The sequence below is a fragment of the Streptomyces aquilus genome, from assembly GCF_003955715.1.
Lineage (GTDB): Bacteria > Actinomycetota > Actinomycetes > Streptomycetales > Streptomycetaceae > Streptomyces > Streptomyces aquilus.
The window spans coordinates 3,377,463-3,390,388 of record NZ_CP034463.1 but is presented as its reverse complement, the minus strand read 5'-3'; the positions used below and the strand labels follow the sequence as shown (position 1 = coordinate 3,390,388).

The following is a 12,926-nucleotide window of genomic DNA, read 5'->3' as shown; positions in this document are numbered from 1 at the left end:
TAGTGACGTGTACATGACACGACAAGGTTTACGGCGAAACGATCTCGTATGATTGACGGAGTTGAAGGGGAGTAGCTCTTCGCCGGACCGTCGACATACTGCTCAGCTCGTCTGAGCCGGCGCCCGGAGGCGGGTCCCTTGCGGACCTCGCCAGCGAGACCTTCGGCACAGCAGTGCACTGACCGTGTGCTGCCATGCCGAGGTGTCGTTCTCGCGGTAACACTCTCGGTGGGCAGCCCCGACCGATTGAGGAACCTTGATCAGCTTCACCGTGACGGCCGTGGTCTTCGGCGTCGTCTTCCTTGCCGAACTCCCGGACAAGACCGCCCTCGCCGGGCTGGTCCTCGGCACCCGGTACCGCGCGTCCTACGTCTTCGCCGGTGTCGCCGCCGCCTTCGCGCTCCATGTCGCGCTCGCCGTCGCGGCGGGCAGCGTGCTGACGCTGCTGCCGCAGCAGATCGTGCACGCGATCACCGGTGTGCTCTTCCTCGGCGGCGCGGCCGTGCTGCTGCGGAACAAGGAGGACGACGACGAGGAGATCCGGCGGCCCGAGAACCAGTCCTTCTGGAAGGTCGCCGGGGCCGGGTTCATGCTCATCCTGGTCGCCGAGTTCGGTGACCTGACGCAGATCATGACGGCGAACCTCGCGGCCCGGTACGACGACCCGCTGTCGGTCGGACTGGGCGCCGTGCTCGCGCTCTGGGCGGTGGCCGGGCTCGGCATCGTCGGCGGAAAGGCCCTGATGAAGCGGGTGCCGCTGGCGCTCATCACCAAGATCGCGGCCATGCTGATGCTGGCCCTCGGCGTGTGGAGCCTGTGGGAGGCCGTGAGCGCCTGAGCTGAACGGTCGGTGAACTGTTCCGGGATGCGGTGGCGGGATCATGGTCGCGTTTTGTACCGTGGAGAAACAAAGTGGCTCCCGCCCGTTTTCCCTGACCGGCGGGCGGGGCCGCCTTGTCCCGCCGGGCGACCCCCGGCGTTCCCCGCGCCCTGGAGCTGCCGATGACGGCCACCGCCGTACCCACCGTGCTGACCGCCCGCGCCCTCCTGCTGGACATGGACGGCACCCTCGTGAACTCCGACGCCGTCGTCGAGCGCTGCTGGCGGCGCTGGGCCGAGCGGCACGGACTGGACGGCGACGAGGTCATGAAGGTCGTCCACGGGCGGCAGGGGTACGCCTCCATGGCCCTGCTGCTGCCCGACCGGCCCATGGCTCAGAACCACGCGGACAACGCCCGCATGCTCGCCGAGGAGACCGCCGACATGGACGGCGTGGTCGCCGTCCCCGGCGCGCAGGCCTTCCTCGCCTCGCTGGCCGGGGTGCCGCACGCGCTGGTGACCTCCGCCGACGTCGCCCTGTCCACCGCGCGCATGGCCGCGGCGGGCCTCGCGCTGCCGGAGGTGCGGATCACCGCCGAGAGCGTCGGCGCGAGCAAGCCCGACCCCGAGGGGTTCCTGAAGGGCGCCGCGGAACTCGGCGTGGACCCCGCGGAGTGCATCGTCTTCGAGGACTCCGGGGCGGGCATCACGGCCGGGCGTGCCGCGGGCATGCAGGTGGTGGGGGTCGGGCCGCGGGCCGACTTCCATGAGCCGGACGTGGTGGTGCGGGACCTGACCCAGGTGCGGGTGGAGGCGCGGGGCGACGGGGAGATCCGGCTCTACGTCGGGTGAGGTGACCCGGGCGTCACCGGCCCGCGGGCGTCACGGCTCCGTCGTCTCCGACTCCAGCCTCGCCCGCGTCGCCAGGTCGTAGACGCCGTACTCCTGCACCTGGATGCCCCGCGCCCACTGGTAGCGGGTGACCGCGTCCTCGACGGCCTCGTTGTAGTGGCCGCCCGGCTTCCTCGGGTAGAGGTTGAGCTGGGTCAGGCGCAGTTCGAGTTCCACGACCTCCTCGCCCTGGGAGCCGCGGGCCAGCACCGGTGGGGCGGTCTCCTCGGAGCTGCCGATGGTGTTCTCCGTGTTCGCGGGGGCCGCGGCCGTCGGGGTCGGGGTGGACGTGCCGGACGCCGACGGGGTCGGTGACGCGCTGGTCCGTGACGGCGACGGGGAGGCGGACGCCGACGGGCTCGCGCTCGGGGTCGGGGACGCCGAGGTCGGCCGGGCCGGCGCCGCGCTCGTCTCCGGGGACGCCGGTGCCGAGCTGGTCGGCGCGTCCGGGACGCTCGCCCGGACCTCCTTCGGCAGCGCGGTGTCGCGCTCCGGGCTGTCGTACGAGAACAGGCCGCTCGCCAGGCCCGCCGCCGCGACCACCGTCACCAGGGCGCCACCGACCGCGCCCAGGAGCAGCGTGCGGCGGTTGCGCGGGCGGGGTGCGTCGGGCGTGCTCTCGTGGTCCGGGGCGTTCTCGAAGAGGCTCAGGTCCGTGGGGCTCGGCGGGGGCGGCACGGAGATCGGGCGCAGCTGCATCGTTGCGTCGGGTGCGGGTGCGGGTGCGGGTGCGGGTGCGGGCGTGGGGGCCGGGGCCTCGGGCTCCCGGCTCTCCGATTCCAGGTCGACGTACGGCCGTATGCGCAGCGGATCGAAGTCCTCCGCCGCCGCCTGTTCCGCCTCGCGCGCGTCGCGCAGGGCGTCGGACGCCCGCTGGGTGCACCCGCAGGACGGGGTGTTGTCGACGCCTCTGGGTGCCCCGCACTCCGGGCACAAGTGGCCGCTCTTCTCCGCCATGTGTTCGTCCCTCCCCTCGCGAACTCCAGAGATTATCCAGACCCTCTTCACACCCGCCTCCCGCCAACCCCCGGAACAGTGGCTTCCAACAGGACTTGACAGGCCAAAACTGGTCACACCGACCACGATGGAGTCGTAACGAGTCTCACAGGAGGTCTTCATGGCCGCGGATGCGCACGCCAGGACGGGAGAGGTGCGGGGCGCGCGGGACGAACACGTGCCCGGGAACGTCCTCGTGTCGATCGGGGCGCTGCTGCTCGGGATGCTGCTCGCCGCGCTGGACCAGACGATCGTGTCGACCGCGCTGCCGACCATCGTCAGCGACCTCGGCGGCCTGGAGCATCTGTCGTGGGTCGTCACGGCGTATCTGCTCGCCTCCACGGCCGCCACGCCGCTGTGGGGCAAACTCGGGGACCAGTACGGGCGCAAGAGGCTGTTCCAGACCGCGATCGTGATCTTTCTGATCGGGTCCGCGCTGTGCGGGGCGGCGCAGGACATGCCCCAACTCATCGCGTTCCGGGCGGTGCAGGGGCTCGGCGGCGGTGGGCTCATGGTGCTGTCCATGGCGATCGTGGGTGACCTCGTGCCGCCGCGTGAACGCGGGCGCTACCAAGGGCTGTTCGGGGCGGTGTTCGGGGCGACGAGTGTGCTCGGGCCGCTGCTGGGCGGGGTGTTCACCGAGCATCTGAGCTGGCGTTGGGTCTTCTACGTCAACCTGCCGGTCGGCGTCGTGGCGCTCGCCGTCATCGCGACCGTGCTGCGGATTCCGCGCAAGGCGACCCGTCATGTCATCGACTATCTCGGGACGTTGCTCATCGCGTCCGTCGCCACCTGTCTGGTGCTGGTCGCGTCCCTCGGCGGCACCACGTGGGGGTGGGGGTCGCCGCAGATCGTGGGGCTGGCCGTGCTCGGGGTCGTGCTGGGCGTCGCGTTCGTGGCCGTGGAGCGGCGGGCCGCGGAGCCGGTGCTGCCGTTGAAGCTGTTCCGGATCCGGACGTTCGTCCTGTCCGCGGTGATCAGCTTCGTCGTCGGGTTCGCCATGTTCGGCGCGATGACCTATCTGCCGACGTTCCTCCAGGTCGTGCAGGGCGTCTCGCCGACCATGTCCGGGGTGCACATGCTGCCGATGGTGTTCGGGCTGCTGCTGTCGTCGACGGCGTCCGGGCAGGTCGTGAGTCGTACCGGGCGGTGGAAGGTGTTTCCGGTCGCGGGTACGGCTGTCACGACGATCGGACTGCTGTTGCTGCACCAGCTCGACGAAGGCAGTTCCACGTGGGTGATGAGCAGTTGCTTCTTCGTGTTCGGGCTGGGGCTCGGGCTCGTCATGCAGGTGCTGGTGCTCATCGTGCAGAACGCCGTGTCGTACGAGGATCTCGGCGTCGCGACCTCCGGGGCGACGTTCTTCCGGTCGATCGGGGCGTCGTTCGGGGTCGCCGTCTTCGGGACGGTGTTCACCAACCGGCTCGGGGACAAGCTGGCCGACGCGTTCGCCGGGGCCGGGGCCGGGGGCGTGTTGCCGGGCGGGGTGACCGTGGACGGGCTGGAGGCCGATCCGCGTGACATCGCGAACCTGCCGGCTGCGTTGCGGCCGGCCGCGCTGCACGCGTACGCCTCGTCGATCACCGACGTGTTCCTGTACGCCGCGCCTGTCGCCCTGTTGGGGTTCGTGCTCGCGTGGTTCCTCAAGGAGGACCGGCTGCGGGCGTCGGTCACCGCGCCCGATGTGACGGAGACGCTGGCCAGTAATCCGGTGGAGCGGTCGTCGTACGACGAGGTGTGCCGGGCGCTGTCGGTGCTCGGGACGCGCGAGGGGCGGCGCGAGATCTACCGGACGATCACGGATCGGGCCGGGTACGACCTGCTGCCCGGGGCCAGTTGGCTGCTGCTGCGCATCAACAGGTACGGGTCGGTGGAGCCGGCGTCGCTCGCCGCGCGCAGTTCCGTGCCGCTGCCTGTCGTCATCGCGGCGGCTCGGCAGGTGGAGGAGCGGCGGTTGGCGGTGCGGTCCGGGGTGGACCTGGTGCTGACGGCGGAGGGGATCGCGGTCGCGGAGCGGCTTGCGGCGGCTCGGGAGGCGTCGCTGGCGGAGCTGCTCGGGGACTGGTGGGGGCCTGATCGGCCTACCGATCTGGTGCAGCTGGTGGGCGAGTTGAACGCGGAGCTGTGCGGGTCTGATCGGGAGCAGCCGCAGAACGGTTCGGTGGCATCGGCCGGGTGAGCCCGGCGCAACCGCATCGTGATGCGGCCCAGTCGAGCCCGCCGTTCCGCAACAGTTCGGTGACATGGCCCGGTTGAGCGTGCCGTATCGGGGCAGAACGGTGGTCGCCGCCCCGGCGCGTCATCACAATGGGGTGGCATCACCAGAACGCGGTGTGAGGGGGCGGCGATGAGGGAGACCGGGGCCGACGAAGGCATGGACCTGGCGGACGCGATTACGATGCTGCGCGAGCAACTCGCCGAAGCGCAGCGGCGGGTGGCCGCTCACGGAGACCAGGGCGTGAACCTCACGCTCGGGGAGATCACCCTCCAACTGGGCATGGAACTGACCCACACCCGCGGCATCGACGGCGGACTGCGCTTCTCCGCGCTCAGTTTCGGCGGCAAACGCGAGAGGGCGGACCGAGGCACCCACACCCTGACCCTCACACTGAACGCGGGAGGCCCCGACGGCCGCCCCCTCGACGTCAACGACCGGGAATGACCCGCCTGCCCACCGGAGCACCACGCACCACAGGCAACAGCGGGGGAGGAACCGATGGAGGTCGACCGTCGGGTGCTGGTCCGGCTCCACGAGCCGGGGTACGAGACACCGAGGCTGGGCACGGGCTATCTGATCGCACCGCACCTGGCGCTGACCGCCGGCCATGTGATCGGCGGCGAAGCCGGCCCGGCGGAGGGCCGGGTGACGGTGAGCCGACCCGGAGTCGGTGAGAGGCAGCACACGGCAGAGGTGCGCTGGTTCCGGTACGCCCCGGACGTCGACGCCGCACTGGTGGAGGTCACCGAGCGGCAGGACTGGGTGGTGCCGCGGTCCCTGCGCGAGGTCAAGGGGCAGCCGCCCCAGCGGTGGGGCGAGCTGATCGGCAGCCGTTCGGTACCGGTCAGTCTGATCGGCTTCCCTCGCATGCTGAAGTCCGACACGGACGGCACCCGCGACGACGAGCAGCTGTCCGGGCACATCCAGCCCGGCACCGGCTCCCTGTCCCGCCGCTACGAGGTCTACGGCACCGATCCCACCGTGCCCCGCCAGGCACCGCGCGGCAGCCGCTGGTCGGGCATGTCCGGAGCCGCCGTGCTCTGCGGTGACCTGCTGTGCGGTGTCGTCGGCAAGGACCGCCGGGCCGAGAACGGCACCCGGCTGACCGCGACCCCGGTGCGCGCCCTGCTCGCCGACGAGAGCTTCTGCCGCCAACTCGCCCTGTGCACCGGCTGGGAGCCGATCCTGGAGCCCGCCGAGGCCGCCCATCTGCTGGCTCCCGCGGCGCGGGACCTCGACCTGCGGTCCGTGGCGACGCTGCTGCGGGCCGACGTCGAGGCCGTCACCTTCCACGGCCGCCACCAGGAACTCGAAGAGCTGCTCAAGTGGTGCCGGGGCGACGGCAGTTTCTCCGTGCAGGTCCTCACCGGCCCCGCGGGCCAGGGCAAGACCCGACTGGCCCGCCAGCTGGCCACCACCCTCCGAGAGCAGGGCTGGATCACCGGACAGCTGCGGCCCAATCTCACCGACGGTCACGCCGACGCCGACCTCGGCGGGCTGGACACCGACCGCGACGAACTCGTCGTCGTCGACTACGCGGAGACCAGGCCCCGCCTGGTGCGGCATCTCATCGATCATCTGCGGACCACCCGGCACCGCGTCCGGCTCCTGCTGGTGGCCCGCTCCGACGGCGCCTGGAAGACCGACCGCCTGGACGCCGGAGCCACCGCCCACGATCTCCTCGTGGCCGCCCCGCTCTTCCCGATCGGCCCGCTCCAGCCCCGCCACCTCCCCCCGGAGGAGCGCGCGGAGGCCTACACGCAGGCCGCCGTCGACCTCGCCCGGCTGATGAGTCTGGTCCCCCATCTGCCCGACGCCGACTGGCCGGACCTCGCCCGCAGGCTTCAGCCCCCCACCGATCTGGCGGATCCTCGCTACGACTCCGCCCTGACGCTGCAGATGAGCGCGCTCAACGCCCTGCTGCAACACGGTCCCGCACCGGTCGGCACCACGCCCGGCGAACCGGCCGAGGCGGTACTGCTGCGCCATGAAGAGGGCTACTGGTACCGGACCGCGCAGAGCCCGGGGTTCCTCCTGGGCCTGAACACCACCACTCTTCGTCGTGTGGTCGCCACCGCCGTCCTGTGCGGTGCCGCCACCGAGAGCCAGGCCACCGACATCCTGACCCAACTCCGCGGGCTGCCCGCGGACAAGGTCTTCGACACGGCCGAATGGCTGCGCGCCCTGTACCCGCCCGAGCCCGAGCGCTACTGGGGAGCCCTCCAGCCCGACCGCATCGCCGAATATCACGCCGCCAGCTGCCTCATCCAGCCGGGCCTGCCCCTGCCGGCGCTCCTCACCGACGCGACGCCCGATCAGCAGGCGCAGATCGTCACAGTCCTCACCCGCGCCATCACCGCCCACTACAACGCGCACCGCACCGAGCAGAGCGACGCCGTGCTGCGTGCCCTGCGTCAGGCCCTCGAAAGCACCTCGCTGCACCACGAGGCGCTGGACAACGCGAGCACCGCACTGCCGTACCCCTCGCACATCCTCACCCCGCTCGCCCTTCAGCTGACCAGCGACCTGGTGGAGGCCTTCCGTCCGCTGGCCGCCCACGACCCTTCCGTCTACGAGGCGGATCTGGCCCGGACGCTGTCCAGCCTCGGCGTCTATCTGACGGGTACGGGCCGATCAGAGGACGCGCTTGCCGTCGACCAGGAGGCCGTGGAGCTCTACCGTCGGCTGGTCGAGGTCGATCCGGCCGGGCACGAGGCGGATCTCGCCCGCGGGCTGGCCAATCTCGGGGTCGATCTGTCGGACAGGAAACGGACCGACGAGGCCATGGCCGCCACCCAAGAGGCCGTGGAGATCTACCGTCGGCTGACCGACCGCTCGGACGCGTACGCGTCCGACCTGGGGCACGCCTTGGTCGTCCTGGGAACCAGGCTGTCGGAAGTGGGGCGCTACGACGCGGCCCTGGCTCCGTGCGAGGAGGCGGTGACGATCTTCCGCCGGCTCGCCGCCGACCATGGCGCCGCACAGGAGTCGAACCTGGCCTATGCGCTGTCCGGCCTCAGCAACCGGCTGGCGGACGCGGGATGGGCGGACGAGGCGCTGGCCGTCACGGAGGAGTCCGTGGCGATCTACCGTCGGCTCAACCTCGCCAACCCTGCCGCGTACGAAGGCACTCTGGCCTATGCGCTCGCCGGTCTGGGCATCCGGCTGGCGAATGCGGGGCGGCAGGTGGACGGGCTGGCCGCGACCGAGGAGTCCGTAGAGATCTACCGCCGGCTTGCTCTCGCCAACCCCGGTGCGTATGAGGACAGCCTGGCCTATGGGCTGACCAGCCTGGGAATCGGGCTGGCGAGTGCGGGGAAGGAGTCCGAAGCCCTGGCCGCGAGCAAGGAGTCCGTGGAGATCTACCGCCGACTCGATCAGGCCGGTCCCGGCTTGGTCGCAGGCGAGTTGGCCTACGTGCTCTCCCATTTCTGTGCGCGGCTGGCGGATGCGGGACAGGTGGACGAGGCGTTGGCTGCCGTGGAACAGGCCGTGGAGATCCATCGGAGGCTGGTGGCCGACCGTCCTGACGGGCACACGGCAGACCTGGCCCGGAGCCTGTCCGTTCTGGGCCTGCGGCTGGCGGTGGCAGGGCGGATGGAGGAGGCTCTGGCGGCCGATCGAGAGGCGGTGGCGATCTTCCGTCGGCTGGCCGTCGATGAACCGGCCGCTTACGAGGCCGATTTGGCCGCGGTGCTGACCGGCCTGGGTTTCAGGCTGACCGAGCAGGGCCAAGTGGGAGAGGCTCTGGCAGCCGATCAGGAGGCCGTACGGCTCTATCGTCGGGCCACTGCCGGCAGCCCCGGGGCGAACGAGGCGAAGCTCGCGCGCGGGCTGGCCAACCTCGGCATCGATCTCGAGCAGTCCGGGCGGCCCTACGAGGCTCTGGTCGCCGACATGGAGGCCGTGCAGATCTATCGCCGGCTGGCCGCCGTCAACCCGGCGTCGTACCAGATCTCCCTGGCCCGTGCGCTGTCCGGCGTCGCCGACCGGCGGGCAGATGCCGGGCAGCCGGACGAGTCCCTGGCGGCCACCGCGGAGGCGGTCGAGATCTACCGCCAACTGGCCGCCGACCGCCCCGACGCGCACAAGGCCGGCCTGGTGACGGCACTGACCGCCCTCGGCGGTCGCCTGGCGGCCGTGGGCCGTGCGACCGAGGCCCTGACCGTCGATCAGGAGTGCGTGGACCTCTGGCGTGGGCTCGCCCACGCCGACCCCGCAACGTTCGAGAGCGACCTGGCTTTCGCGCTGTCCACCTACGGCATCCGGCTGTCGGAGACGGGGCGGTCGGCGGAGGCCCTGGTGGCCGACGAGGAGGCTGTGGAGATCTACCGTCGGCTGGCCGCCGTGAACTCGGCGGCGTACGACGCCAGATTGGCTCGTGCGCTGAACAACTTCGGCATCGACCTGATGGACGCGGGCCGGGTGGACGAGGCCGTGGCGCTCGGTGAGGAGACCGTGAGCCGCTACCGTCGGCTGGTAGCCGATGACCCGGCTGCCCATGAACCCCGTCTGGCTCGCGCGTTGGCCGGATTCGCCGGCCGACTGGTCGGCGTGGGCCGGGTGGAGGAGGCCGTGGCGGCCGATCAGGAGGCCGTGGAGATCTACCGTCGGCTGGCTGCCGACAAACCGGCCGTCCATGACGCCGCCCTTGCCGACGTGCTGTCCGTCTACGCCATCGATCTGAGGGAAGCGGGCCGGGCGGACGAGGCTCTGACAGCCGCCGGGGAGGCGGTGGAGCTCTACCGCCGACTCGGCAGCGACGGCTCCGGCGCCCATGAGAGCGACTTCGCCAATGCGCTGAGGCAGCTCGCACGCCTCCTCGCGGAGGCGGGGCACGCGGACGAGGCCCTGGCGGTCAGCCGGGAGGCCGTGGGGGTTCTTTGCCGGCTGGCTGCTCACGACCCGGTCAGGTACGAACCCGAGCTGGCCCAGGCGTGGCTCGGCCTCGCCAGCCGGCTGACCGACGCCGGGCGTGCGGAGGAGGCCGTGACCGTCACGGGCCGGGCCGTGGAGGTCTTCCGGAGCCTGGCTGCCGGCGGCGGGACCGCGCACGAGGCTTCTCTGGCCCGTGCGCTGATCGATCTCGGTGTCCATCTCACGGAGGCGGAGCGGGTGTCCGAGGCGCTGGCGGCCGACCAGGAAGCCCTGGAGATCCTGCGTCGCCTCACCGAGGACGATCCAGCCGAGTATCGGCCGGCGGTGGCCCGTGTGCTGTCCAACCTGAGCATCGACCTGATGGACGCAGGCCGCGTGGAGGAGGGCCTGGCGGTCGACGAGGAGGCCGTGGAGCTGTTCCGCGAGCTGGCTGCCGCCGACCGGGCCCAGTACGAGCCCGGGTTGGCCCGCACGCTGGCCAGGCTCGGCGAACGCCTGGGAGGCTTGGGGCGGTTGGACGAGGCCGTGACCGCCAGGGAACAGACGGTGGAGATCTACCGTCGCCTCGCCGCCGTCTCCACGGTTCACGACGAAAGCCTGGCCCGCGCTCTGGCCAACCTCGGCGTCGATCTGTGGCAGACAGGCCGGACGGACGAGGCAGTCGCCGTCCAGACACAGGCCGTGGAGGTCTTCCGTCGGCTGGCGTCGGCAGGCCGTCCTGTCCCGTATGACGTGGACTTGGCCTACGCGCTGACGGGCCTCGGAGCCTGGCTGGACGACACCGGACGCAGCGGCGAGAGCCTGGCCCTCTACGCCGAAGCGGTGGAGATCTACCGTCGGCTCAACAGCGCCGATCCCTCCGCGCACGAAGGGGACCTTGCGGGGTCCCTCGGCACCCTCGGAATGCGCCTGACGGATGCGGGGCGGGCGGAGGAGGCACTGACGGTCGACGAGGAGGCCGTGGAGGTCTACCGTCGGCTGGCCGTCCAGGATCCGGCCACGTACGAGCCCGACCTGGCCAACGCGTTGCTCAACCTCTCCATCGATCTGTCCGTCGCGGACCGTCCGCACGAGACCCTGGCCGTCTGCCAGGAGGCCGCGGGCATCTACCGCCGGGCGGTCGCGGAGCATGCGGTCGAGCATGAGGCGGGCCTGACGCGCGCACTGGAAAGGGTCGGTGACCTGCTGGTGCGGGCGGGGCGGACGCGTGAGGCCTTGGCGGTCGACGTCGAGGCCGTGGAGGTCTACCGCCGGCTGGCCGCCCGTGACCCGGCCACGTACGAGGAAGGTCTGGCCCGTGCGCTGGTCAACCTCCGGATCGACCTGGTGCGGCTGGAGCGCTCAGGTGAGGCTCTGCGCCACGACGAGGAGGCTGTGGAGATCTTCCGTAGGCTCTTCGCCGCCGACCCGGCCCGTTACGAGGTGGACCTCGCTCAAGGGCTGATGGGCTTCGGGATCCGGCTGGCGGACGCGGACCGTACGGACGAGGCGCTGGCCGTCATGGCGGAGGCTGTGGAGAGGTTCCGCCGGCTCGCGGCCGGCGGATCGGTCCCGCACGAGGCTGATCTGGCCCGTACCCTCGCCAACTTCTCCATCGCTCTGGCCACGGCGGACCGGTCGGCCGAGGCAGTGGAGGCCGCCCGGGAGGCTGTGGAGATCTTCCGCAGACTGGCTGCCGCCGACGCGGCCTCGTACGGGCCGCCGCTGCGCCGCACGCTGAACGGCTTCGCCAACCGCCTGAGGGAGGCGGGCCAGGAGGACGAGGCCGCCGCCGTCGCCGCGGAGGCGCAGGAGATCCAACGCCGGCTGAACGGCACCTCCGACACACAGCCATGAGGAAGGGCTCCCTACAGGTTCTTCGAGAACCAGTGCTCCGCGTACTTGTCGTCGTTGTGCGGGGGCGTTTCCTCGTAGCCCAGGCGGGTGTAGAGGGCTCTGGCCTCTGTGAGGTCGTCGCGGGTGTCCAGGATCATGCGGGTGGCGCCCAAGGTGCGGGCTGTGGCTTCCGCCGCTGCTACGAGGAGGGCCGCGCCGCCCTTGCCGCGTAGCTGCGGCTGGACGAACACCCTTTTCAGTTCCGCCGTTTCCGGGTCCAGGAGCCGTACGCCCGCCGTCCCCGCGGGCTCGCCGTCGTGGCGGGCCAGTAGGAGGGTGCCCTTCGGTGGGGTCAGGGCGGACCAGTCGGCGCGGGTGATCTCGTGCTCCAGTTCCTCCGGGGCCGTGCGGCGGTTCTCGTGGAGGAGGTAGTAGCGGTCGCTGACCTCTGTGTAGTACGCGCGCCAGAGGGCTGTTGCGGCGGGGGAGTCGTGGGGTTCCGGTGTGACGGTCCAGGTCATGGGCGTCATTCTCGGGTGGGGTCCGGGGCGGGCCACAAGCGGATATCGGGGGCGGGGCCGTTTGAGGGGGGTGGTCCGGGCTACTCGTGGCACATGACTACTGGCGTGATCATCGCTCTGATCGTGATCGTGGCGGCCGTCGTCGTGGTGGCGGTCGTCCTGGCCCGGCGGCGTGGGCCCGGCGGCCGGGACCTGAAGCGGCGCTTCGGGCCCGAGTACGACCGGGCCGTCGCCCGGCACGACGGGGACTCCCAGGCCGCCGAGCGCGAGCTGGCCGAGCGGGTGGACAAGCACGGGTCGCTGCGGGAGCGGGACCTGGAGCCCGCCCAGCGGGAGCAGTACGAGGCCCGGTGGGCGGCCGCCCAGGAGCGGTTCGTCGAGTCGCCCCGCGAGGCGGTGAGCGAGGCGGACCGGCTGCTCGCCGAGGTGGCCGGCGCCCGCGGGTTCCCCGACGGGGGGCAGTACGAGGAGCAGCTCGCCGCCCTGTCCGTGCACCACGCGCACCATGTGCACGGTTACCGGCGCGTCCATCGCGTGGCGCGTGGGACGGAAGACGGTGCGCAGGGCGGCACCGAGGAGATGCGTGAGGCCATGGTCGAGGCCCGGGCCCTGTTCGAGGAGCTCGTCGGCGCCGGTGGGCGCAGGCGCGAGCTCGCCGAACCGTCGTCCGGCGACCGGTCCGCGCGCCATGACGGCCACGGCCATCTGCCGTGGGCGTTCACCCGGCGTCAGGCGAAGGGGAGTTGAGAGGCATGACGGATGCCGTGACCGGTCCGCAGAAGGGCCAG

Annotated in this window: 8 protein-coding genes; 6 read left to right on the top strand and 2 right to left on the bottom strand. The window is 71.5% G+C overall.

Annotation, left to right across the window (positions count from 1 at the left end; genetic code table 11):
• Window positions 1–256: 256 nt before the first annotated feature.
• Window positions 257–838: a TMEM165/GDT1 family protein gene (locus EJC51_RS15615; protein WP_126271647.1), complete on the top strand. Its 582-nt coding sequence runs from the start codon at window positions 257–259 to the stop codon at window positions 836–838.
• A gap of 164 nt (window positions 839–1,002) precedes the next feature.
• Window positions 1,003–1,671: an HAD family hydrolase gene (locus tag EJC51_RS15610; RefSeq protein WP_126271646.1), complete on the top strand. Its 669-nt coding sequence runs from the start codon at window positions 1,003–1,005 to the stop codon at window positions 1,669–1,671.
• Window positions 1,672–1,701: 30 nt separating this feature from the next.
• Here the strand turns inward: EJC51_RS15610 and EJC51_RS15605 are convergent, their stop codons facing one another.
• Entirely contained in the window at window positions 1,702–2,667 is a 966-nt protein-coding gene (locus EJC51_RS15605; protein ID WP_126271645.1) for a peptidoglycan-binding domain-containing protein, read from the bottom strand.
• A 160-nt stretch (window positions 2,668–2,827) separates the two neighbouring features.
• Here EJC51_RS15605 and EJC51_RS15600 point away from each other — a divergent pair, with 160 nt between their 5' ends.
• The 3 genes from EJC51_RS15600 to EJC51_RS15590 all read left to right on the top strand — a co-directional run bounded on the left by EJC51_RS15600 (window position 2,828) and on the right by EJC51_RS15590 (window position 11,638).
• Entirely contained in the window at window positions 2,828–4,885 is a 2,058-nt protein-coding gene (locus EJC51_RS15600) for an MDR family MFS transporter (RefSeq protein WP_126271644.1), read from the top strand.
• Window positions 4,886–5,053: 168 nt separating this feature from the next.
• Entirely contained in the window at window positions 5,054–5,368 is a 315-nt protein-coding gene (locus tag EJC51_RS15595; protein WP_126271643.1) for a trypco2 family protein, read from the top strand.
• A gap of 54 nt (window positions 5,369–5,422) precedes the next feature.
• Complete coding sequence (locus EJC51_RS15590; protein WP_126271642.1) at window positions 5,423–11,638, top strand: tetratricopeptide repeat protein; 6,216 nt, start codon at window positions 5,423–5,425, stop codon at window positions 11,636–11,638.
• Window positions 11,639–11,649: 11 nt separating this feature from the next.
• Here EJC51_RS15590 and EJC51_RS15585 read toward each other — a convergent pair whose 3' ends face one another.
• Complete coding sequence (locus EJC51_RS15585) at window positions 11,650–12,138, bottom strand: GNAT family N-acetyltransferase (protein ID WP_208870710.1); 489 nt, start codon at window positions 12,136–12,138, stop codon at window positions 11,650–11,652.
• Window positions 12,139–12,231: 93 nt separating this feature from the next.
• On the opposite strand from EJC51_RS15585, the gene EJC51_RS15580 reads away from it, so the two are divergent.
• Entirely contained in the window at window positions 12,232–12,885 is a 654-nt protein-coding gene (locus EJC51_RS15580; RefSeq protein WP_126271640.1) for a hypothetical protein, read from the top strand.
• The last annotated feature ends 41 nt before the right edge of the window (window positions 12,886–12,926 follow it).

Coding starts and splice junctions, on each gene's coding strand:
- EJC51_RS15580 (WP_126271640.1), top strand. CDS start 12,232: ATGACTACTGGCGTGATCATCGCTCTGATCGTGATCGTGGCGGCCGTC.
- EJC51_RS15600 (WP_126271644.1), top strand. CDS start 2,828: ATGGCCGCGGATGCGCACGCCAGGACGGGAGAGGTGCGGGGCGCGCGG.
- EJC51_RS15585 (WP_208870710.1), bottom strand. CDS start 12,138: ATGACCTGGACCGTCACACCGGAACCCCACGACTCCCCCGCCGCAACA.
- EJC51_RS15590 (WP_126271642.1), top strand. CDS start 5,423: ATGGAGGTCGACCGTCGGGTGCTGGTCCGGCTCCACGAGCCGGGGTAC.
- EJC51_RS15595 (WP_126271643.1), top strand. CDS start 5,054: ATGAGGGAGACCGGGGCCGACGAAGGCATGGACCTGGCGGACGCGATT.
- EJC51_RS15610 (WP_126271646.1), top strand. CDS start 1,003: ATGACGGCCACCGCCGTACCCACCGTGCTGACCGCCCGCGCCCTCCTG.
- EJC51_RS15605 (WP_126271645.1), bottom strand. CDS start 2,667: ATGGCGGAGAAGAGCGGCCACTTGTGCCCGGAGTGCGGGGCACCCAGA.